The sequence below is a fragment of the Streptomyces sp. AC550_RSS872 genome (assembly GCF_019049285.1).
GTDB lineage: Bacteria > Actinomycetota > Actinomycetes > Streptomycetales > Streptomycetaceae > Streptomyces.
Genome location: NZ_JAGMUL010000083.1, coordinates 39,705 through 65,084 on the forward strand (window position 1 = coordinate 39,705; position 25,380 = coordinate 65,084).

A 25,380-nucleotide genomic window follows, 5' to 3' on the forward strand; every position below is an offset into this window, starting at 1 on the left:
TCAGCCGCAGGTCACTCGTCCTCGGCCAGCGTCAGCTCGACGCCGCCCACGAAGCCGGCGGAGAGGTTGTAGATGAACGCGCCGAGTGTCGCCAGCGCCGTCGCGAGGACGACATCGATGACCGCGATGATCGACGTGAACATCAGCACGTGCGGCAGGGACAGGAAGGACTGCAGGTCGAAGCCGTTCGACTCGTTCGAGCCGGTGGCCTCGGAGATCGTGCCGCCGACCGTCGAGAAGACGCCCATCGCGTCCATGACCATCCAGAGCACCGCGGACGCCACGATCGTGCAGATGCCCAGCGCGATGGAGAGCAGGAAACTGACCTTCATCACCGACCACGGGTCGGCTTTGGCCACGCGCAGGCGTGCCTTACGGGTGCGGGGCGTCGTACTGGCCCCCGTGCGCGGCCGGCGTACCGCGCTCGCCGGAGCGGGCGTCTGGTAGGCCTGCGGCGGGTGATAGGGCCCGGCCGCGGGCTGCTGTGCCTGCCGTTCCCCGGGGAGCGGCGACGCGGACGGCGCGGCGGCCGCCTGCTGCGCCCCTGTGGGCGCGGACTGCGGCTGTGGCTTGGTACCGGAACCGGCCGAGCCCGCGCCGGCCGCGTACTGCTGGGGCTGCCCCGTGCCTCGGGTGTCCGTCACGGTTCCCCCCTGGGATCCAGGCGCGCCTGACGAGGGCGAGTCCTTCGCGGGCGACTTGATCGCCTTCAGCTGCGTGGTGTGCGTGTCCGTCGCACGCGCGGCGGAGCCACGGCCTCCGCTGTCCGTCTCCTTACCGGCCGTAGAACCGGTCGGGGTTCCGGACGATCCGGCGCCCGTGGCTCCGCTCACGATGACTCACTCCTCGTGCTACTCGGCCGAGGGTGCCTCACCCTCGTCCGTGCCGATGGTCGCGGCGGCATCCTCGGCGGTCTCGTCGACGGCCACATCGCCGTCGACCTCCTCCGCCTCGCGTCCCGCCTCGGCGTTACGTGCGATGCCCACGACGGCATCGCGCTTGCCCAGGTTGATCAGTTGGACGCCCATGGTGTCACGGCCCGTCTCCCTGACCTCGTTGACTCGCGTACGAATCACACCGCCGCCCAGCGTGATGGCGAGGATCTCGTCGGTCTCCTCGACCACCAGCGCACCGACGAGCGAGCCTCGGTCCTCGACGATCTTGGCGGCCTTGATACCGAGGCCACCGCGACCCTGGACGCGGTACTCGTCGACGGGGGTCCGCTTCGCGTACCCGCCGTCGGTGGCAGTGAACACGAACGTACCGGTTCGAACAACATTCATCGAGAGCAGCTCGTCTCCCTCGCGGAAGCTCATGCCCTTGACGCCGGAAGTGGCGCGGCCCATGGGACGCAGTGACTCGTCCGTGGCCGTGAACCTGATCGACTGTGCCTTCTTGCTGATCAGAAGCAGATCGTCGTCGGCCGAGACGAGTTCGGCGCCGATCAGTTCGTCGTCGGAACCGTCCTCCCGTTCACGGAGGTTGATCGCGATGACACCACCGGAGCGGGGCGAATCGTAATCCTTCAGAGGCGTCTTCTTCACCAGACCCGCCTTCGTGGCGAGCACCAGGTACGGCGCCGCCTCGTAGTCGCGGATCGCGAGGATCTCGGCGATGGCCTCGTCCGGCTGGAAGGCGAGCAGGTTCGCGACGTGCTGCCCGCGCGCGTCACGCCCGGCGTCGGGAAGCTCGTACGCCTTCGCCCGGTACACACGGCCCTTGTTGGTGAAGAACAGCAGCCAGTGGTGCGTGGTCGAGACGAAGAAGTGGTCGACGATGTCGTCTTCCTTCAGCTTCGTGCCGCGTACGCCCTTGCCGCCGCGCTTCTGCGCCCGGTAGTCGACGGTCTTGGTGCGCTTGACGTAACCGCCGCGCGAGACCGTGACCACGATGTCCTCTTCGGCGATGAGGTCCTCGATGGACATGTCGCCGTCGTAGGGGACCAGCATGGTCTTGCGGTCGTCGCCGTACTTCTCGACGATCGCGGCGAGCTCCGCGCTGACGATGCCGCGCTGGCGGACCGGCGAGGCGAGGATCTCGTTGTACTCGGTGATCTTCGCCTGGAGTTCGTCGTGCTCCTGGATGATCTTCTGGCGCTCCAGGGCGGCCAGTCGGCGCAGCTGCATCTCGAGGATGGCGTTGGCCTGGATCTCGTCGATCTCCAGGAGCTCCATCAGGCCCCCGCGCGCGATGTCGACGGTGTCGCTGCGCCGGATCAGCGCGATGACCTCGTCGATGGCGTCCAGGGCCTTCAGCAGACCGCGCAGGATGTGCGCCCGCTCCTCGGCCTTGCGCAGACGGAACTTCGTACGGCGGACGATGACCTCGATCTGGTGCGTCACCCAGTGGCGGATGAACGCGTCCAGGGAGAGGGTGCGCGGGACACCGTCGACGAGCGCCAGCATGTTGGCGCCGAAGTTCGTCTGAAGGTCCGTGTGCTTGTAGAGGTTATTCAGTACGACCTTGGCGACCGCGTCCCTCTTGAGCACGATGACAAGACGCTGACCGGTACGGGAGCTGGTCTCGTCCCGGACGTCCGCGATGCCGCCGATCTTGCCGTCCTTCACCAGGTCGGCGATCTTCTGCGCGAGGTTGTCGGGGTTGACCTGGTAGGGCAGCTCCGTGACCACCAGGCACTGGCGGTTCTGGATCTCCTCGACCTCGACGACCGCGCGCATGGTGATCGAGCCACGGCCGGTCCGGTACGCCTCTTCGATGCCCTTACGGCCCACCACAAGGGCGCCCGTCGGGAAATCGGGGCCCTTGATGCGCTCGATCAGGGCGTCCAGGAGCTCCTCGTGCGAGGCCTCCGGGTTCTCCAGGTACCACTGGGCGCCGGCCGCTACCTCGCGCAGGTTGTGCGGCGGGATGTTGGTCGCCATGCCGACCGCGATGCCCGCCGAGCCGTTGATCAGCAGGTTCGGGAAGCGGGCCGGCAGGACGGTCGGCTCCTGCGAGCGGCCGTCGTAGTTGTCCGTGAAGTCGACGGTCTCCTCGTCGATGTCACGGACCATCTCCATCGACAGCGGCGCCATCTTGCACTCGGTGTAGCGCATGGCCGCCGCCGGGTCGTTGCCCGGAGAGCCGAAGTTGCCGTTGGAGTCCACGAGCGGCATCCGCATCGACCACGGCTGGGCGAGGCGGACCAGGGCGTCGTAGATCGAGGAGTCGCCGTGGGGGTGGTAGTTGCCCATGACGTCGCCGACCACGCGCGCGCACTTGTAGAAGCCGCGCTCGGGGCGGTAGCCGCCGTCGTACATGGCGTACAGGACGCGGCGGTGGACGGGCTTGAGGCCGTCGCGGACGTCCGGGAGCGCACGCGAGACGATGACGGACATCGCGTAGTCGAGGTACGAGCGCTGCATCTCCGTCTCGAGCCCGACGGGCTCGACACGCTGGGCGATGTCGCCGCCCTCGTCAGGCGTGACGGGAGTGTTCTCGTCGGTCATTGCTGGTGAAGATCCTTCCTGGTGCGGTCAGCTGAGACCGACTCAGATGTCGAGGAAGCGGACGTCCTTGGCGTTGCGCTGGATGAACGCGCGGCGGGCCTCGACGTCCTCGCCCATGAGGACCGAGAACAGGTCGTCGGCCTGGGCGGCGTCGTCGAGGGTGACCTGGCCGAGGACGCGGTGCTCCTGGTCCATGGTCGTGATGCGCAGCTCCTCGGCGTTCATCTCGCCGAGACCCTTGAAGCGCTGGATCGAGTCCTCACGGACGCGCTTGCCGCGCTGGCGGCCCATCTCGATCAGCGCGTCGCGCTCGCGGTCGGAGTAGGCGTACTCGACCTCGTCCCGGCCCCACTTGAGCTTGTAGAGCGGGGGGCGGGACAGGAACACGTGCCCGGCCTCGACCAGCGGCCGCATGAAGCGGAACAGGAAGGTCAGCAGCAGGGTGTTGATGTGCTGGCCGTCGACGTCGGCGTCCGCCATCAAGATGATCTTGTGATAGCGCAGCTTCTCGATGTCGAAGTCCTCGTGGACTCCGGTGCCGAAGGCCGAGATCAGCGCCTGGATCTCCTGGTTCTGGAGGATCTTGTCGATCCGCGCCTTCTCGACGTTGAGGATCTTGCCCCGGATCGGGAGGATCGCCTGGTACTCGGGGTTGCGGCCGGACTTGGCCGAGCCGCCGGCGGAGTCACCCTCGACGATGAAGATCTCGCACTTGGTCGGGTCGTTCGACTGGCAGTCGGAGAGCTTGCCCGGCAGCGACGCGGTCTCCAGCAGGCCCTTACGACGCGTCAGGTCACGGGCCTTACGGGCCGCCACGCGCGCGGTGGCCGCCTGGATGCCCTTGCGGATGATGTCCGCCGCCTCGTTCGGGTTGCGGTCCAGCCAGTCGTTGAGGTGCTCGTAGACGACCTTCTGGACGAAGGTCTTCACCTCGGTGTTGCCCAGCTTGGTCTTCGTCTGCCCCTCGAACTGGGGCTCGCTCAGCTTCACCGAGATGATCGCGGTCAGACCCTCGCGGATGTCGTCGCCCGTGAGGTTGTCGTCCTTCTCGCGCAGCAGCTTCTTGTCGCGCGCGTACTTGTTGATCAGCGAGGTCAGCGCGGCCCGGAAGCCCTCTTCGTGCGTACCGCCCTCGTGCGTGTGGATGATGTTCGCGAAGGAGTACACGCCCTCGGTGTAGCTGCTGTTCCACTGCATCGCGACTTCGAGGGAGAGGCTGCGCTCCTTGTCCTCGGCCTCGAGGTCGATGACGGTGGGGTGCACCACGTCTCCCTTGCGGGAGTTGAGGTACTTCACGAAGTCGACGATGCCGCCCTCGTAGTGGTAGTCGACCGACTTGACCTCGGCGCTCTCGTCCGCGCCCGCCTCGTCCGCGCCGGACGTCGCCTTGGCCGACTCCCGCTCATCGGTGAGTTTGATCCTCAAACCCTTGTTGAGGAACGCCATCTCCTGGAAGCGGCGCGAGAGTGTCTCGAAGGAGTAGTCGGTGGTCTCGAAGATGTCCGGGTCGGCCCAGAAGGTCACCGAGGTGCCGTGCTCGTCCGTGGCCTCGTGCTTGGCCAGCGGAGCCGTCGGGACGCCGAGCTTGTAGTCCTGCGTCCAGCGGTAGCCGTCGGTCTTGACCTCGACGGCCACCTTGGTCGACAGGGCGTTCACCACGGAGACACCCACGCCGTGCAGACCGCCGGAGACCGCGTAGCCGCCACCGCCGAACTTTCCGCCCGCGTGCAGCACGGTGAGCACGACCTCGACGGCCGGCTTGCCCTCGGAGGGCACGATGCCGACCGGGATACCACGGCCGTTGTCCACGACCCGGACCCCGCCGTCGGGCAGGATCGTCACGTCGATGGTGTCCGCGTGGCCCGCCAGCGCCTCGTCGACGGAGTTGTCGACGACCTCCTGCACCAGGTGGTGCAGGCCGCGCTCGCCGGTCGAGCCGATGTACATACCGGGTCGCTTGCGGACCGCGTCCAGACCCTCGAGGACGGTGATGGCACTGGCGTCGTACGAGGCGGTTACCTCGCCGTTCGACGAGGCCGCCTCGGCGTCGGTGGACGGGATGTTCTCGTTGGGGTTGCCGGAATCGGCCACGAAGCGCCCTTTCTGGCACAGCACGAGCCAGGCTCGTCGGCGGGTTGCCGGAGCGGCTGCGGCATGTTGCGTTGGTAAGCCTTGATCAGCGTTGCTCAGCTTTTCCCGGACGGTCCCCACGATTGGGGCGGGATTGGCTTCCAGTCTACCGGTTGCGCCGACAGTGATGGGGGTTTGCCGGTACCTGAGTCCGCATGTGCCGCCCTGAACCCGGCTCGGCCGACTCCCGATATGCGGATGGGGGCTCCAAGAGGCTCAGGGAGCCACTCAGCGCTTCCGGCCGTCAACCCTTGGCTACTTCGGAGTCAGGTCGCGATTCGCAACCGCGTGCGGTGGCACGACGAGTAGGTCACCGACGGCACTTCGGGACCGCCGGCAACTGCTGATGTGATGTCGGTCACCTGCGGCAGACGAGGCCCCAGGGACTGCTGTGACGGCCGCTCGAGAGGCCCGACTCACCCAACACGGACAACACGATCACGCCTTGCCCGTCACCCGTCACCCGTCACCCGTAGGTGTCGCCGGGCCCCGTGCTGCCGGGCGCACGCAGCGGGCCGTACCGGCGAGCGGGTCCGCCCGGCCCCTGCACCTTGATCTGCCGCACCGCGCCATGGCCGAGATCCTCGTTGAGGCGGGCCACCAAGGTCGGGGCGAGCAGCCGCAGGTTCGTCGCCCAGGCCGTCGAATCGCAGCGCACGACCAGGACCCGCTCGTCCTCGTCGTACTTCTCCGGCACACAGTGCTTGGCGACGTCCTCGCCGACGATCTGCGGCCAACGGCCCATCACACCGCCCACCGCGGCCGGTGCCTCCCAGCCCCGCTCGGTGATCAAGCGGTTAATGGCAGCGCCGAGCGCCAAGGGGTCGCGGCCGTCGGCGCGCGCGCCCGAGCGCAGCCCCCCGCGCCGCGCCTGCTTCTTCTGCTGCGCCGCATCCCCACGCGCGCGTGCCTGCTCCTTGGCCGCCCTGAGCGCCACGCGCGCGAGGTCGACGCCAGAGGGTTCTGGAGCCTTCTTGGCGGCATCCGGCGCCTTCTCGGACGGGTTCTCGCTCATACGCGCTCCACCGTCCCCTCGGCCACCGCGTACCGCGCCCCCGCCAACACATGCGGTACGTCGTCGTCGACCGCGGCGGTCACCAGAACCTGCTCGCCGGGCGCGACCAACTCCGCCAGCCGCTCACGACGCCGGGCGTCCAACTCGGCGAAGACGTCGTCGAGGACCAGCACCGGCTCATTGCCTTCAGCCCTGAGCAGGTCGTACGAGGCCAGCCGCAGCGACAGCGCGTAGGACCAGGACTCGCCGTGCGAGGCGTATCCCTTGGCGGGCAGCTGACCGAGTTTGAGAAGCACATCGTCCCGATGAGGGCCCACGAGGGTGACGCCCCGCTCGATCTCCTGCTTACGGGCCTCGGCGAGCGCCGCCATCAGCTGCTCGAAGAGATCGTCGCGCGTATGCGCCTCGCCAGGAGCCGACGGCTTGTAGTCCAAGGAGACCGGACCGCCACCGGGGGCCAGCTGCTCGTACGCCTTGTCGGCCAGCGGCTGGATCGCGGCGATCAGATCGAGACGCTGGGCGAGCAGCTCGGCACCCGCGCGCGCCAGGTGCTGGTCCCAGACGTCGAGGGTGGACAGGTCCATGGAACGCCCGCCGTGCCGACGGGCCAGCGCGGCCGACTTCAACAGGGTGTTGCGCTGCTTGAGGACCCGCTCGTAGTCGGAGCGCACGCCGGCCATGCGCGGGGAGCGGGCGGTGATCAGCTCGTCGAGGAAGCGGCGCCGCTCCCCTGGGTCGCCCTTGACCAGGGCGAGATCCTCCGGCGCGAACAGGACGGTCCGCACGATGCCGAGCACGTCACGGGGTCTGACCTGCGAGGACCGGTTGATACGGGCCCGGTTGGACCTGCCGGGGTTCAGCTCCAGCTCGACCAACTGCTGCCGGTCGCCCTGGCGCACCTGCGCCCGGATGATCGCCCGGTCGGCGCCCATGCGGACCAGCGGGGCGTCGGAGGCAACGCGATGGCTGCCAAGGGTGGCGAGATAGCCGACGGCCTCGACGAGGTTGGTCTTTCCCTGGCCGTTGGGGCCGACGAAGGCGGCGACGCCCGGGTCGAGCGGAACTTCAACCCGGGCGTACGAGCGGAAGTCGGCCAGCGACAGATGCGTGACGTGCATGGTCGTTCGCCGACCTCCCCCAACGTGTGGTTCAACCTTCCCCAGTTGTGGACAACCGGGTCACTCCCGAGGGTGCCAGGGTGCCATCCCCAGGGTGTGGATTACTTCTTCTCGTTCCGACGGGCGCTCCCGACGCCGTTCGCGACGGTCGTGCCCGACGGTTACGTCGTCTCGACTACTTCGTCTCGACCGCGTGGCCACCGAACTGGTTCCGCAGCGCCGCGATCATCTTCATCTGCGGGGAGTCGTCCTGGCGGGACGCGAACCGCGCGAACAGCGACGCGGTGATCGCCGGCAGCGGCACCGCGTGGTCGATCGCAGCCTCCACAGTCCAGCGTCCCTCACCGGAGTCCTGTGCAAAACCCTTGAGCCTGTCCAGATGCTCGTCCTCGTCGAGGGCGTTCACCGCGAGGTCCAGCAGCCAGGACCGGATGACCGTGCCCTCCTGCCAGGAACGGAAGATCTCCCGGACGTCGGTCACGGAGTCGACCTTCTCCAGCAGCTCCCAGCCCTCGGCATAAGCCTGCATCATCGCGTACTCGATGCCGTTGTGGACCATCTTCGCGAAGTGCCCCGCGCCGACCTTGCCGGCGTGCACCGCACCGAAGTCGCCCTCCGGCTTCAAGGCGTCGAAGATCGGCTGCACCTTGGCCACGTTCTCCGCGTCGCCGCCGTACATCAGCGCATAGCCGTTCTCCAGGCCCCAGACACCGCCGGAGACGCCGCAGTCGACGAAGCCGATGCTCTTGGCCGCCAGCTCCTCGGCATGCCGCTCGTCGTCGGTCCAGCGCGAGTTCCCGCCGTCCACCACGACGTCACCGGGCTCCAGCAGCTCGGCGAGCTCGTCGATGGTCGACTGGGTCGGGGCACCTGCCGGGACCATCACCCAGACAACGCGCGGCCCGGGGAGCTTGCCCACAAGCTCTTCCAGGCTGTGGACATCCGCGAGGTCCGCGTTGCGGTCGTATCCGACGACGGTGTGGCCCGCGCGGCGTATCCGCTCGCGCATGTTGCCGCCCATCTTGCCGAGGCCGACGAGACCGAGCTCCATCAGTTGTTCCTTAGGTTGCTGTGGCGTGTGGGGCACGTTCGTACCCACGCACGAGCCTAAACCCGGACGCATGCGCACATCCGTGGGCATAGGCGCTCATACGTACACCCTCATCAGCGTCCTCACCTGCGGCTCCGCCCGACAGATCGTCCCCAGGCCCGATGATCCACCGGGCCTGGGGACGCTGTGGACAACTGCGGCGCCAAGGACAGCCGCTCAGCCGCTCAGCCGCACCGGCATGATCAGGTACTTGTAGGCCTCGTCCGCCTCGGCGTCCAACGCCGGCTTGCCGCTGAGCAACGCGGGCTTCGTGGACGTCGTGAAGGACAGCTGGGCGACCGGGGAGTCGATGGCGCTCAGGCCGTCCAGCAGGAAGGTCGGGTTGAAGGCGATCGAGATGTCGTCGCCCTCCAGTTGGGCGTCAACCCTCTCCACAGCCTGTGCGTCGTCGCTGGAACCCGCCTCCAGGATCAGCACACCCTGCTCGAAGCTCAGCCGCACCGGGGTGTTGCGCTCGGCGACCAGGGCCACACGCTTGACGGCCTCCACGAAGGGGGCGGTCTCGATCACGGCGACGGAATTGAACTCCGTCGGGAACAGCGTGCGGTACTTCGGGAGGTCGCCCTCCAGCAGACGGGTCGTCGTACGACGACCGGCGCCCTCGAAGCCGATCAGGCCCTCGCCCGCACCCGAGCCGGACAGCGCAAGCGTCACGCTGTCTCCGCTGGTGAGCGCCTTGGCGGTGTCCAGCAGCGTCTTGGCCGGGACCAGGGCGACCGCGGAGGCCTCCGGGTTCTCCGGCTTCCACAGGAACTCGCGGACCGCGAAGCGGTAGCGGTCGGTGGAGGCCAGCGTGACGGTGTCGCCCTCGATCTCGATGCGCACACCGGTCAGCACGGGCAGCGTGTCGTCACGGCCGGCGGCGATGGCGACCTGGGCGGCCGCGGACGCGAAGACCTCGCCGGGGACGGTGCCTGTGGCGCTCGGCATCTGCGGCAGCGCCGGGTACTCCTCCACAGGCAGGGTGTGGAGTGTGAACCGCGAGGAGCCGCAGACCACGGTCGCCCGTACACCGTCTGTGGAAATCTCCACCGGCCGGTTGGGCAGAGCGCGGCAGATGTCCGCGAGCAGGCGGCCGGAGACCAGGACCGTGCCCTCCTCCTCGACCTCCGTCTCCACGGACACCCGTGCCGAGACCTCGTAGTCGAAGCTGGACAGGCTCAGCTGGCCGTCCTCGGCCTTGAGGAGGAGGCCGGCGAGGACAGGCGCCGGCGGACGGGCCGGGAGGCTGCGTGCCGCCCAGGCCACTGCCTCCGCGAGTACGTCGCGTTCCACCCGGATCTTCACTGTTGCCGCCTCCTGCTGTTGCCGGCGCTTCTCGCTCTGCCTGGCCCTCGTCGTCTGTCTCTGTGTCGTCGGCCCCAGTGAGGGGAAGGACACCGGGGACCAGTCTGACGCACGGCACTGACAGTAGGTGCCTCTCGGGGTCAAGTCGTGACGAGGGGCAGCCGGGAGCCGGACGGCGAGTTGTGCACAGGACCCTCTTCGAAACGAATTCCCAGCTCTCTCTAGTTGGGAGTAGTAGTAGGGCCTGTGGATACCGTGGATAACCTCGTTTTCCCAGGTCAGAGCGGAGATTTTGTCCACGGGGCCTGTGGGTGACGGCGGTGGACAACTCGGCGTTTCTGTGGAGAACGGAAAGTTCTGCACACCCCGTGCACAGGCTGGGGCGACTTCTCCCCAGTGCCGTCCCCAGCTTTACCCACCTTTCCCACAGCCCAACCCGGCACCTTCGTGTGACGCCTTTCACTCGGGCCGGTGAGGAGGCGCGCCGCGTTGCCGAACAGTGGACAGCGGTGTGGAGAAGATGGGGATCGCTGGGGACAACTGGTCACAGCCTGTGGGTTGCCGGTGGACAACTTGATGCACAGCCTGTGGATCTTCTCGCTGTCCACAGTCTGTGGAGATCGTTCGTCCACGAATCCACAAGCAGCTGACCTGGTCTGATGGTCTTTCAACAGGGGCCTCTGTGGACACAGTCTGGACAACTTCCCAGTCCCCAGGGTGTGGACGCCAGAAAGTCACCGAATCTGTGGAGAGTGGCCGTAACGCGGCAGTTAATCGAACAGCCGGTGTCCTGACGTTCGGCTGCGGCATGACGGGCGGCATGACGGGCGACATGACGAAGGGCGCCCCCGGAACCGTCTCCGGGGGCGCCCTCGGCGTCGTACGGCGGCTGTTCCGGCCGCTGGTCGGCCGGCTCCGTCAGCCGTTCTTGATGCGGTTGGTCAGCTCGGTGACCTGGTTGTAGATGGAGCGCCGCTCGGCCATCAGATTGCGGATCTTGCGGTCGGCGTGCATCACCGTGGTGTGGTCGCGGCCGCCGAACAGCGCGCCGATCTTCGGCAGCGACAGGTCCGTGAGCTCGCGGCACAGGTACATGGCGATCTGCCGGGCCGTGACGAGGGCGCGGCCGCGTGAGGTGCCGCACAGGTCCTCGACGGTCAGGCCGAAGTAGTCGGCGGTCGCGCTCATGATGGCCGTGGAGGTGATCTCGGGAGCCGAGTCCTCGCCACCGGGGATCAGGTCCTTCAGGACGATCTCCGTCAGGCCCAGGTCCACCGGCTGCCGGTTGAGCGACGCGAAGGCCGTCACCCGGATCAGCGCGCCCTCCAGCTCGCGGATGTTGCGCGAGATGCGGGAGGCGATGAACTCCAGGACCTCCGGCGGGGCGTTGAGCTGCTCCTGGACCGCCTTCTTGCGGAGGATCGCGATACGCGTCTCCAGCTCGGGCGGCTGTACGTCGGTGATCAGGCCCCACTCGAAACGGTTCCGCAGCCGGTCCTCCAGCGTGACCAGCTGCTTGGGCGGCCGGTCGCTGGAGAGGACGATCTGCTTGTTGGCGTTGTGGAGTGTGTTGAAGGTGTGGAAGAACTCCTCCTGCGTCGACTCCTTGTCCGCGAGGAACTGGATGTCGTCGACGAGCAGGATGTCCATCTCGCGGTAGCGCTTGCGGAAGCTGTCGCCCTTGCCGTCGCGGATGGAGTTGATGAACTCGTTGGTGAACTCCTCGGAGCTCACATATCGCACGCGTGTGCCTGGGTAGAGGCTGCGCGCGTAGTGCCCGATCGCGTGCAGCAGGTGTGTCTTGCCGAGGCCCGACTCCCCGTAGATGAAGAGGGGGTTGTACGCCTTGGCGGGAGCCTCGGCGACGGCGACGGCGGCCGCGTGGGCGAAGCGGTTGGAGGCGCCGATGACGAACGTGTCGAAGAGGTACTTCGGGTTCAGGCGCGCGGTGGGCTCACCGGGGCCGGCGGCCGGTGCGGGCTGTGCGGCCAGGGGGCCGGGGGCGCCGGTGGTCGGCAGGTTCGCGCCGACGGGGCCGCCGCGGTGCACATGACCGGAGCCGGGGGGCGGGTCGGGCAGGTCGCGGCGTGCGTCGCGGTCGTAGTCGGCGCGCGGCTGGTCGTAGTCGGGCCGCTGCTGCTCGTACTCGGGGCGGTGCTGGTCGTAGTCGGGCCGCTGCTGCTCGTACTCGGGGCGGTGCTGGTCGCGGTCAGGACGGTGCTGCTCGTAGTCGGAGCGGTGGCCGTCGTAGGACGGGCGTTCCATCCGCTGCGGGCGGTAATCCTGGGTGGGCGCGCCGTAGGAGTCCTGTGCGTACGAGTCCTGTGACGGCGATGCGTACGGGTCTCGCTCCGGGAAGCCGAGTCGCTGCTGCTGCCAGCCGTAGTCGTCCTGGGTCGGGCGGGGCCAGCTGCCGGGGGTGGGCTCGGGGCGCTGGTACTCGTTCGGGTAGGCCGGGCGGGCGGTGGGCAGCGGGTCGTTGGGTGTGCCGGTCCCGCGGTCGTCGGCGCGGTGGCGGCCGTAGCCGTCGTACGAGGGGAGCTCGGGCTCCTCGTAGCGGGGCTGGGGCGGGGTGGGGGGTGCGGGTGGGGCGGGGGGTTCGCCGGCGGAGTCGTCGACGGTGATCGCGATGCGGATCGGGCGGCCGCATTCGCGGCTCAGGGTCTCGCTGACGATGGGGGCCAGACGGCCCTCCAGTACGCCCTTCGCAAATTCGTTCGGTACGGCGAGGAGGGCGGTGTCCGCCACCAGCGCGAGCGGCTGGCAGCGGCGGATCCAGTGTTCGTCCTTGACCTCGACGCCCTGCCCGCGGCCCTCACCGAGGAGATGCTCGAGTACTCGTGGCCACACTGCGGCAAGATCGGCAGGTACGTCAGCCACAGGGCACGCTCTCTCACGGGTCCCACGAACGTGTGATGGTGGGACGGGTCGGGATTCAAAAGGGGTGGAGCCAGAATCAAGGGGACAAGGGAACGAATCGGAGTTCAGCCACGGTAGTCAGCGCGGCGGGTGCGGTTCAAGTTGTTGTCCCCAGGCTGTGGATAGTGTCTCCCCTTGGCCTCCGGTTTGACCGGATGGCGCAGCCGCGCGTACCGTAACCAGGTCGAGTTGTCGATGGCTGCTGCCGCCTGCCTCCGATGGGCACAGATCGCCTCGGGTGATCGGGAAGCGGTGCACTCGGGCGTAACGCGAGCTACTCGTGGGCGCACGGTGACAGCCAGGACGGCACCCGCCGAACACCGATTTCTTCTGGAGCCCCCGAGTGAGCAAGCGCACCTTCCAGCCGAACAACCGTCGTCGCGCGAAGACCCACGGCTTCCGGCTGCGTATGCGCACCCGTGCCGGCCGCGCGATTCTCGCGTCCCGCCGTAGCAAGGGTCGCGCCCGTCTGTCCGCCTGATTCCGATCAGGTCATGACGTCGTGCTGCCCACCGAGAACCGGCTGAGGCGGCGCGAGGACTTCGCGACCGCGGTACGACGGGGTCGCCGGGCAGGACGCCCGACACTCGTCGTCCACCTTCGTAGCGGTGCCACGGACCCGCACGCGTCTGGGGAGAGCGCTCCCCGGACACGTGCGGGTTTCGTCGTGAGCAAGGCTGTGGGTGGTGCGGTCGTGCGGAACACAGTGAAGCGCCGGCTTCGCCATCTGATGCGCGACCGAGTCGACCAGCTGCCCCCCGGTAGCCTGGTAGTCGTACGAGCGCTGCCCGGTGCGGGTGACGCCGACCATGCACAGCTGGCCCGAGACCTGGATGCCGCTCTGCAGCGGCTCCTGGGAGGGGGCGCGCGATGAAGTACCCACTGCTGGCTCTGATCAAGCTGTACCAGTGGACGATCAGTCCGCTGCTCGGGCCGGTGTGCAAGTACTACCCGTCGTGTTCCCATTACGGCTACACGGCGATCGACCGGCACGGTGCGATCAAGGGCACGGCGCTCACCGCCTGGCGCATCTTGCGGTGCAATCCGTGGTCGCTGGGTGGTGTGGACCATGTCCCGCCACGCAAGCGCCCGCGGTGGCACGAGATGCTGCGGGGCGCTTGGCGCGCACGCAAGGGCGGGCCCTCCGCCGCCGAAACGGCCACCGAAGAGAATGTTCCTTCGAGCCCGGCCGCAGAGACCTCGCCCCATGCCCAAGGAGCATGATTAGTGGACACGATTGCCAGCCTCTTCAGCTTCATCACGACACCCGTCTCATGGGTCATCGTCCAGTTCCACAAGGTGTACGGCGCCATCTTCGGCCCTGACACCGGGTGGGCCTGGGGCCTGTCCATCGTGTCCCTGGTGATCCTGATCCGTATCTGCCTGATCCCGCTCTTTGTGAAGCAGATCAAGGCGACCCGGGCCATGCAGACGCTCCAGCCCGAGATGAAGAAGATCCAGGAGCGCTACAAGAACGACAAGCAGCGTCAGTCCGAAGAGATGATGAAGCTGTACAAGGAGACGGGCACCAACCCGCTCTCCTCGTGCCTTCCCATCCTGGCGCAGTCGCCGTTCTTCTTCGCCCTGTACCACGTGCTCAACAGCATCGCTAACAACGACACCATCGGTGTCATCAACGAAAGCCTGCTGAAGAGCGCGCAGCAGGCGCATATCTTCGGGGCCCCGCTGGCCGCGAAGTTCACCGACAGCGCCTCGGACGTCGCTGCCCTCGAGGCCTCGCTGACCACGGTCCGGATCGTCACCGCGGTCATGATCGTCCTGATGTCGGCGTCGCAGTTCTACACGCAGCGTCAGCTGATGACGAAGAACGTCGACACCACGGTGAAAACGCCGTTCATGCAGCAGCAGAAGATGCTGATGTACGTCTTCCCGGTCATGTTCGCCGTCTTCGGTATCAACTTCCCGGTCGGTGTCCTCGTCTACTGGCTGACCACCAACGTGTGGACCATGGGCCAGCAGATGTACGTCATCCGCAACAACCCGACGCCGGGTTCCAAGGCCCAGGCCGCGTACCTGGAGCGTCTCACCAAGCACGTCACGCAGCACGGCAAGGCCCGCAAGCGCAGCGAGCGCGTCATCATCAAGGCGATCGTCGCCAAGGGCCGTGACCGTAACGAGTACGAGCGCAAGTTCATCAACGGCCTGAGCAAGGCGGGTCTCGCGGCGCAGGGCGACGGCAGTGTGGTGAAGAGCGAGGGTTCTGTCGCCACCGTGACCGAGGACGGTACGCCGACCACGGCTGGTACCCCCAAGCGTCAGCAGCCGAAGCGGCAGAGCAAGTCCCAGCGTCAGTCCGGTGGTGCGAAGCAGGCCGGTGAGCCGACCACCTCGCTTCAGAAGTCCGACGAACCCGAGGACGCCAAGCCCGACGCTGTCAAGAAGGCCGCGCAGAAGCCCGGCGGCGGCACCCGCAGCAAGGCCCAGTCCGGGCAGCGCAAGGGCGGCCCGCAGCGCCCCAAGTCCCCGTCCAAGAAGTAAGAAGGAGCCCATCCCGTGACGGAAGGCACCACCTCCGCCGCTGCCGAGGGTGCAGACACCCTGACCCGCCTGGAGCAGGAGGGCGAGATCGCGGCGGATTACCTCGAGGGTCTGCTCGACATCGCCGATCTCGACGGCGACATCGACATGGACGTCGAGGCCGACCGCGCCGCTGTCTCGATCATCAGCGACGCGGGCAGCCGAGACCTGCAGAAGCTGGTCGGGCGTGACGGCGAGGTGCTGGAGGCATTGCAGGAGCTCACGCGCCTGGCCGTGCACCGGGAGACCGGGGACCGCAGCCGGCTGATGCTGGACATCGCGGGCTACCGGGCCCAGAAGCGCACCGAGCTCTCCGAGCTGGGTGCCAAGGCCGCCGCCGAGGCCAAGAGCACGGGCGAGCCCGTGAAGCTGAAGCCGATGACGCCGTTCGAGCGCAAGGTCGTGCACGACGCGGTCAAGTCCGCGGGCCTGCGCAGCGAGTCCGAGGGCGAGGAACCGCAGCGGTTCGTCGTCGTGCTCCCCGCCTGATCGGCCCGTTCGTTCCCCCGGCCCCGTCTGCCCGCAGGCGGGGCCGAACTTTGTCAGCCTGATAGTTCTGGTGGTTCTGGTGTCGGCGTTCAGTGCGCCGACGGTACGGAAGGACGGTCCCCGTGACGGAGGCAGCGGAGCTTCCCCCTGCGCCCGAGCAGGCACGTGAGGTGTTCGGCGATCGCTTCGCTGATGCGGTCCGCTACGCCGAACTGCTCGCCGAGGCGGGTGTGCAGCGTGGTCTGATCGGCCCACGTGAGGTGCCCCGCCTGTGGGAGCGGCATCTGCTGAACTGTGCGGTGCTCTCCGAGGTCGTGCCCGAGAGTGTGACGGTGTGCGACGTCGGCTCGGGCGCGGGCCTGCCCGGCATTCCCCTGGCCCTGGTCCGGGAGGACCTGAAGATCACGCTGCTGGAGCCCCTGCTGCGGCGTACGAACTTCCTGACAGAGGTCGTGGAGCTGCTGGGGCTGGATCATGTGACGGTCGTCCGTGGGCGTGCCGAGGAGGTCATGGGGAAGCTGCCGCCGGTGCATGTGGTGACCGCACGTGCGGTGGCACCGCTGGACCGGTTGGCCACCTGGGGCATCCCGTTGCTGCGCCCGTACGGCGAGATGCTCGCCCTCAAGGGCGACACTGCCGAGGAAGAGCTGAAGAGCGCGTCGACCGCCCTGAGCAAGCTTGGTGCGGTGGAGACGTCGATCCTGCATGTGGGTGACGGCGTCGTGGATCCTCTGTCGACAGTCGTGCGGGTCGAGGTCGGGGAGAGTCCGGGCGGTGTGCGGTTCGCTGCGAAGCGGGCCAAGGCGGCGAGGACGGGGCGGGCGCGGCGCCGACGCTGATCCGTCCTGACGACGAGACGTACTCCACACAAGCTGGCAAACCTACCCATGCCGGAGTGTCGCGACAGATCAGCGACGGCGCCTGTGCATCGTGTTTCACGTGAAACGTCGCTCACTGCTGCACGGCATCATCAGTCGTGGCCGCGCCGCGGCCGAACCTCGGGACCGAAAGCCCCTCGGTTCTCTCGGAGAGGGTGCTTCTGACGACACTCCGTCCCCCTTGAGGGGCACGGAGTTGTCCACAGAGGTGGATTTCTCCACAGAACACCAGGCCTCACTGGTTCACGACCCCGAAGACATGGGAGGCTCTGTTCACTGCGAGCCTGAAGTCGAGGAGAGTGAATCCGTGCGGTCCGACGCCAACATCGCGGGACCGATGACCGATCCGGTCCCCGGTCCCCGTACCGAGTCGACGGGGGAGGATGTTTCACGTGAAACACCGCCCCCGATGGACGACACTCCCATCGGTCGTGCTGCCCAACTGGCGGTGGAGGCTCTAGGTCGCGCCGGCGAGGGCCTGCCACGGCCCGAGCAGACCCGCGTCATCGTGGTCGCCAACCAGAAGGGGGGCGTGGGCAAGACGACGACGACCGTCAACCTTGCCGCATCGCTGGCTCTTCATGGTGGCCGCGTGCTGGTCATCGACCTCGACCCGCAGGGCAACGCATCCACTGCCCTGGGGATCGATCATCACGCCGAAGTCCCTTCCATCTACGACGTGTTGGTCGAGAGCAAGCCGCTTGCGGAAGTCGTCCAGCCGGTCCCTGATGTCGAGGGTCTCTTCTGCGCCCCTGCCACGATCGATCTCGCCGGTGCGGAGATCGAGCTGGTGTCTCTGGTGGCGCGCGAGAGCCGACTCCAGCGGGCGATTCAGGCTTACGAGCAGCCGCTGGACTACGTCCTCATCGACTGCCCGCCCTCGCTCGGCCTGCTGACGGTCAATGCGCTGGTGGCCGGGCAGGAGGTCCTGATTCCCATCCAGTGCGAGTACTACGCGCTGGAGGGCCTGGGTCAGCTGCTGCGGAACGTCGACCTGGTACGGGGACACCTCAACCCCACTCTGCACGTCTCGACGATCCTGCTCACGATGTACGACGGCCGGACGCGGCTCGCGTCCCAGGTCGCGGACGAGGTGCGCACCCACTTCGGTGACGAGGTGCTGAAGACCAGCATTCCCCGCTCGGTCCGTATCTCCGAGGCGCCGAGCTATGGGCAGACGGTCCTGACTTACGATCCAGGATCGAGCGGTGCCTTGTCGTATCTTGAGGCGGCACGAGAAATCGCGCTGAAGGGTGTCGGCGTCAGTTACGACCCGACCCACGCCCACTTCGGCGCCCAGAGCAATCCAAGCATGGCGGAGGGGATCCAGTGAGCGAGCGACGGAGGGGGTTGGGCCGTGGTCTCGGCGCACTGATCCCTGCTGCACCGACTGAGAAGACGGTGCCCCCTGCTGCCATGGGAGGGGCTGCTTCCCCGTCTCCGGCTGCCATTCCGGTGCTGAGCGAGCGAGGGGTGGCCGCAGCCAAGGTGGCCACACTGCCGCCTGTTTCACATGAAACCGAGGAGTCGGCACCGCACGGACCTCACGGTGCCGTGGAGACGCCCGCACCTCCCATGGGCGCCCACTTCGCGGAGATCCCCCTTGAGGCGATCACGCCGAACCCGCGGCAGCCGCGTGAGGTCTTCGATGAGGATGCGCTGCAAGAACTTGTCACCTCCATCCAGGAGGTCGGGCTCCTCCAGCCGATCGTCGTACGGCAGATCGGCCCCGCACGCTACGAGCTCATCATGGGCGAGCGGCGCTGGCGTGCCTGCCGCGAGGCCGGCCTCGAGGCGATCCCGGCGATCGTGCGGGCCACGGACGACGAGAAGCTTCTCCTGGATGCCCTCCTGGAGAACCTGCACCGGGCTCAGCTGAATCCGATCGAAGAGGCGGCTGCCTACGATCAGCTGCTGAAGGACTTCAACTGCACGCACGACCAGTTGGCGGACCGTATCGGCCGTTCGCGCCCGCAGGTCTCCAACACCCTGCGTCTGCTGAAGCTCTCGCCCAAGGTCCAGAACCGGGTGGCCGCCGGTGTGCTCTCCGCCGGGCATGCGCGGGCCCTCCTCTCGGTCGACGATCCGGAGGAGCAGGAGCGGCTGGCCTACCGGGTGGTGGCCGAGGGGCTCTCGGTCCGCTCCGTCGAAGAGATCGTGACCCTGATGGGCTCCCGCCCGCAGAAGACCCAGCGCTCCAGGGGGCCACGGGCCGGATCCGTGCCCTCCCCGGCGCTGTCCGACCTCGCGACCCGTCTCTCGGACCGCTTCGAGACACGGGTGAAGGTCGAACTGGGCCAGAAGAAGGGCAAGATCACGGTCGAGTTCGCCTCCCCGGACGACCTTGAGCGGATCCTCAGTACGCTCGCTCCGGGCGAGAAGCTGGCTCTGCAGAAGAGTCTTCTGGACGGTGACACGGACGAAACCGAGCTCTGAGGCTCGGCCAGCCAGGTCTCCTCCCGGCCATCCATGCGGGCCGTGTCCGGTGTGTACCGGAACACGGCCCGCACTTTGCTTTCTGGCGGTATCGAGGGAATCGCTTCGTGGATACGATGCGTTCGGGTATGGCGCATCCACCTGGCAAGACCTCTTAGGGGAGGCGGGGTCCATGCGAACGGTGAGTCGCACCGGACTGGTGAGCGCGGGTCTTGGGCTGGGCGCGGTCGGCGGGTTCGTCGGCAGCCTGCTCAGGGAACGGAGCGCCCTGACAGCCGCTCGCGATGCCGCGGGCGAAGGAAGCGAGGAACAGCCTTCATGGGGCGTCGGCTCGTACCGCTCACGCTGGACAACCTTCCGGACCTTCCCAAGCGCTGCCGCGCGTGTGTCTTCTGGGAGTTGGACCCGGTCAGCGGTGAAGCCGCGGTAAAGGCCGGCACCGCCGCACTGGAGAAGGAAGCCTGGATCTCTGCCGTCCTGCTGGACTGGGGATCCTGCGGTCGGGTCATCTACGTCGACGACGTACCGGTGGGCTTTGTGCTCTACGCCCCGCCGGCTTACGTCCCGCGGGCGACAGCATTCCCCACGAGCCCCGTGTCGCCGGATGCGGTGCAGCTGATGACCGCGTTCATCATGCCGGGCTACCAGGGTCAGGGACTGGGCCGGGTGATGGTCCAGACGGTCGCCAAAGATCTGCTGCGGCGGGGCTTCAAGGCCATCGAGGCCTTCGGAGACGCGCGCTGGAAAGAGCCGGCGTGTGTGCTGCCTGCCGACCATCTCCTGGCCGTGGGCTTCAAGACGGTGCGCCCCCACCCCACCTTCCCGCGTCTGCGGCTGGAACTGCGGACGACGCTGTCCTGGAAGGAAGACGTGGAGATGGCGATCGACCGGTTGCTGGGGGCCGTACAGAAGGAACCCGCGTTGAGGCCGCTCTAGAGCCGGGCCGTTTCAGTGCAAGGCCGCTTCAGAGCGACGACGTTGCAGAGTCGGCGCCTCCAAAGCGAATGGGCCAACCCCCGAGGGTTGGCCCATTCGTGTTTCACGTGAAACGTTACTCGGCGATGAAGTCCTCGAGGTCGCGAACGATCGCGGCCTTCGGCTTCGCGCCGACGATGGTCTTGGCGACCTCGCCGTTCTGGTAGACGTTCAGCGTCGGGATGGACATGACGCCGTACTTGGCGGCCGTACCCGGGTTCTCGTCGATGTTCAGCTTGACGACCTCGATCTTGTCGCCGTACTCGGAGGCGATGGCCTCGAGGGACGGCGCGATCTGGCGGCACGGTCCGCACCAGGCGGCCCAGAAGTCCACCAGGACGGGCTTGTCGCTCTTGAGGACGTCCTGCTCGAAGGAGTCGTCGGTCACGTTCTTCAGGGTGCCGGCCACGGCGGGCTCCTTAACTGTGTGGTGCGTGGGGCGGATGGGGGTCAGGCGGGGGTCAGACAGCGGTCTTCTCGGGCTCGGCCTGCGCCTCGTCCGCGAGGGCGGCAAGGAAGCGCTCGGCGTCGAGAGCGGCGGAGCAGCCGGTACCGGCCGCGGTGATCGCCTGGCGGTAGGTGTGGTCGACCACGTCGCCGGCGCCGAAGACACCGGTCAGGTTGGTGCGGGTCGAGGGGGCGTCGACCTTGAGGTAGCCCTCGGCGTCCAGCTCCAGCTGGCCCTTGAACAGCTCGGTGCGCGGGTCATGGCCGATCGCGATGAACAGGCCCGTGACCGCCAGATCCGAGAGTTCGCCGGTCTTGATGTTGCGCAGCTTCAGGCCGGAGAGCTTCTGGTCGCCCTGGACCTCGGCGACCTCGCTGTCCCAGACGAACTTGATCTTCGGGTCGGCGAAGGCACGGTCCTGCATCGCCTTCGAGGCGCGCAGGGTGTCCCGCCGGTGGACGATGGTCACCGACTTGGCGAAGCGCGAGAGGAAGGTGGCCTCCTCCATCGCGGTGTCGCCGCCGCCGATCACGGCGATGTCCTGGTCCTTGAAGAAGAAGCCGTCGCAGGTGGCACACCAGGAGACGCCACGGCCGGAGAGGGCGTCCTCGTTCGGCAGGCCGAGCTTGCGATGCTGCGAGCCGGTGGCGACGATGACGGCCTTGGCCCGGTGGACCGTGCCCGCGGTGTCCGTGACGGTCTTGATCTCACCGCTCAGGTCGACGTTGACGATGTCGTCCGGGATGAGCTCGGCCCCGAAGCGCTCGGCCTGTGAGCGCATGTTGTCCATGAGCTCGGGGCCCATGATGCCGTCCTGGAAGCCCGGGAAGTTCTCCACGTCGGTCGTGTTCATGAGCGCACCGCCGGCGGTGACGGCCCCCTCGAACACAAGCGGCTTCAGCGACGCGCGCGCGGTGTAGAGCGCCGCCGTGTAGCCGGCGGGCCCGGAGCCGATGATGATCACGTTACGGACGTCGCTCACGGCTTGATTCCTCGTCTCTGGACTGCGTCGTCGGACCGGGGAGAGCCCTTTTCAGAACTCTCATCCCACCCAACGGATCCTAAGGGGCGCGCATTCCCACTGTGTCCGGGCACACGGTGACGCCACACCGCAGGGGTTGCCAGGGCAGGGAGACGAACCGCCGGGTTCTCAGGAACGCGCGTAGGACTCCTGGAGAAGGACTTTGGCCGTGGTGGAGGATGGCTGCTTCACACAGGCCGCGTCCATCAGGTAGACGGTGACCCGGCTGTCGTTGGTCGCATCCGGCAACACGACTAGCAGAGCGTCCTTGCCCTTGTAGACGCCTTCCTCAGCGGCGAGCGCCGCGTCGTCGCGGCCGATGCCCTTCCTGACGCACTCGGGCACCGTGATCTCACGCAGGATCTGCGGGCTCTTGGTGTCGGGTTCGCCCAGGGTGCCCAGACTGCGTTCCGGTTTTTGGGAGCCCTCTGTGGAGCCCCTGTTCTTGGCGAGGAGATCGGCGACCTGCGTCTCCAGTTTCGCTGCGGAGAACGTGTCCGTGGCGGTCTGCCCACCGTCTGCCGTGGGGCCGGCCCCTCCGCCGCCCATCAGCGAGGTCAGCAATACCGAGCCGAGGCCCAGGGCGGCGGCCGTGAATGCGGCGCTGAGGACGGCGACCTTGCGTCGCCCTGCCGTCTTGCGGTTCTTGCGGCCGGGACCGGTGGTCGCGGAGCGGGCGCGGCCTGCCGGACGGTCTGCCGTTGCCGACGTTTCACGTGAAACATGCGTGCCGTGGTGCGCGTCATCGGGCGCCGTGGCGTTCAGCAGCGCCTCCGCTGCGAGAGCGGCATCGATGCGGCCGGCGACATCGGCGGGCATACGCGGAGGGCCGGGGACGGCGCCCAGCAGGTCCCGGATCTCCTCCAGTGAGGCATGGACGTCCGCGCACAGCTCGCACTGCTCCAGATGCCGCCGTACGTCGGCAGCCCTGGACGAGGGGAGAAGGCCCTCGGTGAGGTCGGAGATCTCGGCGACGTCCGGGTGCCCGGCCGTGTCCGTCGTGGATGTCACGCTCGCCCACCTCCGCCCTTCACTGCAGCTGAATCACTCGGCCCGGTATCTCGCGGATCCGTGGCCCGTGGCCTCGTGGCATGTGGACCCGCTGCCGGTGGGACGGATGTCCCCTGCGTCCGGTTCCGCCTCTCGCCGGAGTCCTTGCCGTCGCCGACGCTTTCCGGCCTGAGATGCGTGAGCAGAGGCAGGAGTCTGGCTCTGCCGCGTGCGCATCGGCTCTTGATCGTGCCGGTCGGCACATCGAGCACGCGGGCCGCTTCCGCGACCGGGTAGCCCTGCATGTCCACCAGGACGAGTGCAGCGCGCTGGTCCGGTGGAAGCGTGCCGAGGGCCTCCAGGAGCTGGCGGTGCAGATCATTGCGCTCTGCCGGAGCGGACGCCTCCTCGTGAGGCTCCAGCAACTGCTCAAGGCGCTCGGTGTCGTCGACGGGGGAGGTCTTGCGGGAGGCCGCCTTGCGGGCGCGGTCCAGGCAGGCGTTCACGGTGATCCGGTGCAGCCATGTCGTGACGGCCGACTGGCCCCTGAAGGTGTGGGCGGCCCGGTAGGCGGAAACGAGGGCGTCCTGGACGGCATCAGCGGCCTCCTCGCGGTCGCCCAGCGTCCGCAGCGCCACCGCCCAGAGCCGATCACGGTGCCGCCGCACGAGCTCACCGAAGGCGTCGGGGTCACCGTTCACGTGGAGGGCGAGCAGATCCCGGTCGCTCACGTCGCGGTGAGCGGTGCCATCTGCCATCGGACCCCCTCCCCTTGGATCTCGTGAGTTCTAGCCGGTGAACTTCAGGTCGGTGATGGCCTGCTTGAACCCGGCGTCGCTGTACCGGTCCCCGTCCGCGTGGGGCATGGCGGTGAGCCATACGAGAACGTACTGGGTCTTCACCGGCTTGGTGACCTTCACTGTCGCACTTGTGCCGTTCGTCGTGACACTGCCGATCTTTTCCATCGAGTCCAGCGACGAGGGCGTCAGCGAGTCCGAGGCGTAGAGCGAGACGGTGGTGTGATTGCCGGGGTACAGCAGCCCTATCGACGCGGCCGACACCGTCTGAGCCGAGCCGAGGTCGTAGACGATGCCGACACCAGGCTTGTAGGCGGGGTTCATGTCCGGACCGTCGAGGAAGCTCTTGCTGCGCCAGTACGTCGAGCTGTCGCCGTCGTACGTCTTGCCCACGTCCTCCGGCGCCTGCGCCCCGCCCTTGGCGACGAACTCCTGGGCATTCTGAATCTCGATCGGCTTGACCGGCTTGGCCTTGTCGCTGCCCTTGTCGTTGTCGTCCGTCGTCTGCGTCTGGTTGTCCTCGGACTTGCCGCCCTGGTCCATGAGCGCATCCGCCAACTGCCAGCTGCCAAGGCCCAGTGCGGCGATGAGGAGGGCTGACACGGCCCACTTCAGGGCCTTGCCCGTGCGGCTCTGCAGCGGAGGGGGCGGGGTCGGTACTGGCTGGGTGGCGCCAGGGTGCGGTGTCTGGCGGCCGTAGTTGCCCTGCTGGTACGTCGTGCGCTGGTAGTCCGGCGGGGCCGTGAAAGAGGGCTCCGGTGGGCGGATGCGGGGCATCTCGCCGATCGCCTTCACCAGTTCCTCCGGCGTCGTGCACGCGGACTCATGGCGGGACGCCGTCGCGCCGTCGTTGACCAGCGCGCGCATGGCGAGTTCCGACAGCCCACGGTGGACGCCGGCACGCACCTGGTCGGGAGCGATCAGACCGACGTCCTTCGGCAGCCCGGACAGGCCGTAGGCGTCGCTCTCGTACGGCCACCGCTGGGTGAGCGCGGCATACAGCAGGGCACCGATGGCCTCGGTGTCGGTGCGCTGCGGGGTGTCGGAGCTGATGCCGCGCAGCGCGGCGTTCACCGCGAGGCCCCGGATGCGCCACTGGCCGGTCGAGGTGCGCAGCACGGCGTTCGGGTTGAGACGGAGATGGGCCAGACCCTCGCGATGGGCGGCAGCCATGGCCGCGGACACCTGGGTGACCATCTGGTAGGCGTCGTAGACCTCCAGCGGGCCCGCAGCGAGCAGGGTGCTCATCTCGGTGGCGTCGGGGAGCCACTCGTGGACGACGTAGACGAGGTCGTTCTCCTCGACGGCGTCGAGGACCTGCACGAAGCGGGGGTCACCGAGAAGTGCGGAGGAGCGGGCCGAGGCCAGGACGGACCGGGCTCGTGCGTGGTCCGCGGGCAGGATGTGCACGCCGACGGCGCGACGGAGCTTCTCGTCGACCGCACGCCAGCTGCTGAAACCGTCCAGACGGGTGACGCACTCCTCGAGGCGGTAGCGTCTGGCGAGTTTGTGACCGCTGTGCAGTTCGGGCGGTGAGGCCTTTCCGGGACCCTCGGTCCCGCCACTCCCCTGTGCCTCGTCGATGTCCGTGACCCGCTCCCGATTCTTGGCCACCCCGTCGGCCGTGGACTGGTCCGCCTGAGCGGTCAGCGGCTCGTCGCCGCTGTTGTCTGCCACGTCGACGGCAGCCGTGCTCCGTTCCGCCACCGTCGTTCCTGCCTCCCCATCCATTGCGCGCCGTCAGACTCCGTGCGCGCCGTCCGACGCCGAACCAATTGT

At 67.8% G+C, this 25,380-nt stretch carries 22 protein-coding genes; 9 read left to right on the forward strand and 13 right to left on the reverse strand.

Annotation, left to right across the window (positions count from 1 at the left end; translation table 11 throughout):
- Positions 1–11: 11 nt before the first annotated feature.
- The 8 genes from KUM44_RS28185 to dnaA form a co-directional block, all read right to left on the reverse strand.
- Complete coding sequence (locus tag KUM44_RS28185; RefSeq protein ID WP_217212314.1) at positions 12–833, reverse strand: DUF3566 domain-containing protein; 822 nt, start codon at positions 831–833, stop codon at positions 12–14.
- An 18-nt stretch (positions 834–851) separates the two neighbouring features.
- A complete protein-coding gene (gene gyrA, locus KUM44_RS28190) occupies positions 852–3,449 on the reverse strand; it encodes a DNA gyrase subunit A (RefSeq protein ID WP_217212316.1) in 2,598 nt (865 codons plus the stop codon).
- 42 nt (positions 3,450–3,491) lie between these two features.
- Positions 3,492–5,564, reverse strand: coding sequence for a DNA topoisomerase (ATP-hydrolyzing) subunit B (gene gyrB, locus KUM44_RS28195; RefSeq protein ID WP_308402745.1), 2,073 nt, complete (start codon positions 5,562–5,564; stop codon positions 3,492–3,494).
- 481 nt (positions 5,565–6,045) lie between these two features.
- Complete coding sequence (locus tag KUM44_RS28200) at positions 6,046–6,594, reverse strand: DUF721 domain-containing protein (protein WP_217212318.1); 549 nt, start codon at positions 6,592–6,594, stop codon at positions 6,046–6,048.
- Positions 6,591–7,712, reverse strand: a complete 1,122-nt coding sequence (recF, locus tag KUM44_RS28205; RefSeq protein ID WP_217212320.1) for a DNA replication/repair protein RecF — start codon at positions 7,710–7,712, stop codon at positions 6,591–6,593. The genes KUM44_RS28200 and recF overlap by 4 nt, the downstream gene beginning before the upstream one ends.
- 175 nt (positions 7,713–7,887) lie before the next feature.
- Complete coding sequence (gnd, locus tag KUM44_RS28210) at positions 7,888–8,763, reverse strand: phosphogluconate dehydrogenase (NAD(+)-dependent, decarboxylating) (protein ID WP_217212322.1); 876 nt, start codon at positions 8,761–8,763, stop codon at positions 7,888–7,890.
- 216 nt (positions 8,764–8,979) lie between these two features.
- Positions 8,980–10,110 carry a DNA polymerase III subunit beta gene (dnaN, locus tag KUM44_RS28215; protein ID WP_217212324.1) on the reverse strand — a complete coding sequence of 377 codons (1,131 nt, stop codon included), beginning with the start codon at positions 10,108–10,110 and terminating at the stop codon, positions 8,980–8,982.
- A gap of 918 nt (positions 10,111–11,028) precedes the next feature.
- A complete protein-coding gene (gene dnaA, locus KUM44_RS28220; protein ID WP_217212326.1) occupies positions 11,029–12,990 on the reverse strand; it encodes a chromosomal replication initiator protein DnaA in 1,962 nt (653 codons plus the stop codon).
- Between the two features lie 382 nt (positions 12,991–13,372).
- On the opposite strand from dnaA, the gene rpmH reads away from it, so the two are divergent.
- From rpmH to KUM44_RS28265, 9 genes are all read left to right on the forward strand, one after another.
- Positions 13,373–13,510: a 50S ribosomal protein L34 gene (gene rpmH / locus KUM44_RS28225; RefSeq protein WP_003956500.1), complete on the forward strand. Its 138-nt coding sequence runs from the start codon at positions 13,373–13,375 to the stop codon at positions 13,508–13,510.
- A gap of 21 nt (positions 13,511–13,531) precedes the next feature.
- Positions 13,532–13,903: a ribonuclease P protein component gene (rnpA, locus tag KUM44_RS28230; RefSeq protein WP_217212328.1), complete on the forward strand. Its 372-nt coding sequence runs from the start codon at positions 13,532–13,534 to the stop codon at positions 13,901–13,903.
- Positions 13,900–14,253, forward strand: coding sequence for a membrane protein insertion efficiency factor YidD (gene yidD / locus KUM44_RS28235; protein WP_217212330.1), 354 nt, complete (start codon positions 13,900–13,902; stop codon positions 14,251–14,253). The genes rnpA and yidD overlap by 4 nt, the downstream gene beginning before the upstream one ends.
- Positions 14,254–14,256: 3 nt before the next feature.
- On the forward strand, positions 14,257–15,528 hold the full coding sequence (gene yidC / locus KUM44_RS28240) for a membrane protein insertase YidC (RefSeq protein WP_217212332.1): 1,272 nt from the start codon (positions 14,257–14,259) through the stop codon (positions 15,526–15,528).
- A 15-nt stretch (positions 15,529–15,543) separates the two neighbouring features.
- Positions 15,544–16,056 (forward strand): R3H domain-containing nucleic acid-binding protein, encoded by a 513-nt coding sequence (locus KUM44_RS28245; protein ID WP_217212334.1) that lies wholly within the window; start codon positions 15,544–15,546, stop codon positions 16,054–16,056.
- 122 nt (positions 16,057–16,178) lie between these two features.
- Positions 16,179–16,895: a 16S rRNA (guanine(527)-N(7))-methyltransferase RsmG gene (gene rsmG, locus KUM44_RS28250; protein ID WP_217212336.1), complete on the forward strand. Its 717-nt coding sequence runs from the start codon at positions 16,179–16,181 to the stop codon at positions 16,893–16,895.
- Positions 16,896–17,193: 298 nt separating this feature from the next.
- A complete protein-coding gene (locus KUM44_RS28255; protein ID WP_217212398.1) occupies positions 17,194–18,267 on the forward strand; it encodes a ParA family protein in 1,074 nt (357 codons plus the stop codon).
- Complete coding sequence (locus KUM44_RS28260) at positions 18,264–19,370, forward strand: ParB/RepB/Spo0J family partition protein (protein ID WP_217212338.1); 1,107 nt, start codon at positions 18,264–18,266, stop codon at positions 19,368–19,370. The genes KUM44_RS28255 and KUM44_RS28260 overlap by 4 nt, the downstream gene beginning before the upstream one ends.
- Before the next feature lie 318 nt (positions 19,371–19,688).
- Positions 19,689–20,306 (forward strand): GNAT family N-acetyltransferase, encoded by a 618-nt coding sequence (locus KUM44_RS28265; protein WP_217212340.1) that lies wholly within the window; start codon positions 19,689–19,691, stop codon positions 20,304–20,306.
- Between the two features lie 115 nt (positions 20,307–20,421).
- On the opposite strand, the gene trxA is transcribed toward KUM44_RS28265, so the two are convergent.
- From trxA to KUM44_RS28290, 5 genes are all read right to left on the reverse strand, one after another.
- Complete coding sequence (gene trxA / locus KUM44_RS28270) at positions 20,422–20,754, reverse strand: thioredoxin (protein ID WP_030049453.1); 333 nt, start codon at positions 20,752–20,754, stop codon at positions 20,422–20,424.
- 52 nt (positions 20,755–20,806) lie between these two features.
- A complete protein-coding gene (gene trxB / locus KUM44_RS28275) occupies positions 20,807–21,775 on the reverse strand; it encodes a thioredoxin-disulfide reductase (protein WP_217212342.1) in 969 nt (322 codons plus the stop codon).
- Between the two features lie 168 nt (positions 21,776–21,943).
- Positions 21,944–22,825, reverse strand: a complete 882-nt coding sequence (locus tag KUM44_RS28280) for an anti-sigma factor (RefSeq protein ID WP_217212344.1) — start codon at positions 22,823–22,825, stop codon at positions 21,944–21,946.
- Positions 22,822–23,562, reverse strand: coding sequence for an RNA polymerase sigma factor SigM (gene sigM / locus KUM44_RS28285; protein ID WP_217212346.1), 741 nt, complete (start codon positions 23,560–23,562; stop codon positions 22,822–22,824). The genes KUM44_RS28280 and sigM overlap by 4 nt, the downstream gene beginning before the upstream one ends.
- Positions 23,563–23,592: 30 nt before the next feature.
- Complete coding sequence (locus KUM44_RS28290) at positions 23,593–25,308, reverse strand: protein kinase family protein (protein WP_217212348.1); 1,716 nt, start codon at positions 25,306–25,308, stop codon at positions 23,593–23,595.
- Positions 25,309–25,380: the final 72 nt, after the last annotated feature.

Bases quoted from the DNA above. Each gene is read 5' to 3' on its own strand.
- gyrA (WP_217212316.1), bottom strand. From the start codon at position 3,449: ATGACCGACGAGAACACTCCCGTCACGCCTGACGAGGGCGGCGACATC.
- KUM44_RS28200 (WP_217212318.1), bottom strand. From the start codon at position 6,594: ATGAGCGAGAACCCGTCCGAGAAGGCGCCGGATGCCGCCAAGAAGGCT.
- recF (WP_217212320.1), bottom strand. From the start codon at position 7,712: ATGCACGTCACGCATCTGTCGCTGGCCGACTTCCGCTCGTACGCCCGG.
- gnd (WP_217212322.1), bottom strand. From the start codon at position 8,763: ATGGAGCTCGGTCTCGTCGGCCTCGGCAAGATGGGCGGCAACATGCGC.
- yidD (WP_217212330.1), top strand. From the start codon at position 13,900: ATGAAGTACCCACTGCTGGCTCTGATCAAGCTGTACCAGTGGACGATC.
- KUM44_RS28255 (WP_217212398.1), top strand. From the start codon at position 17,194: ATGGGAGGCTCTGTTCACTGCGAGCCTGAAGTCGAGGAGAGTGAATCC.
- KUM44_RS28265 (WP_217212340.1), top strand. From the start codon at position 19,689: ATGGGGCGTCGGCTCGTACCGCTCACGCTGGACAACCTTCCGGACCTT.
- sigM (WP_217212346.1), bottom strand. From the start codon at position 23,562: ATGGCAGATGGCACCGCTCACCGCGACGTGAGCGACCGGGATCTGCTC.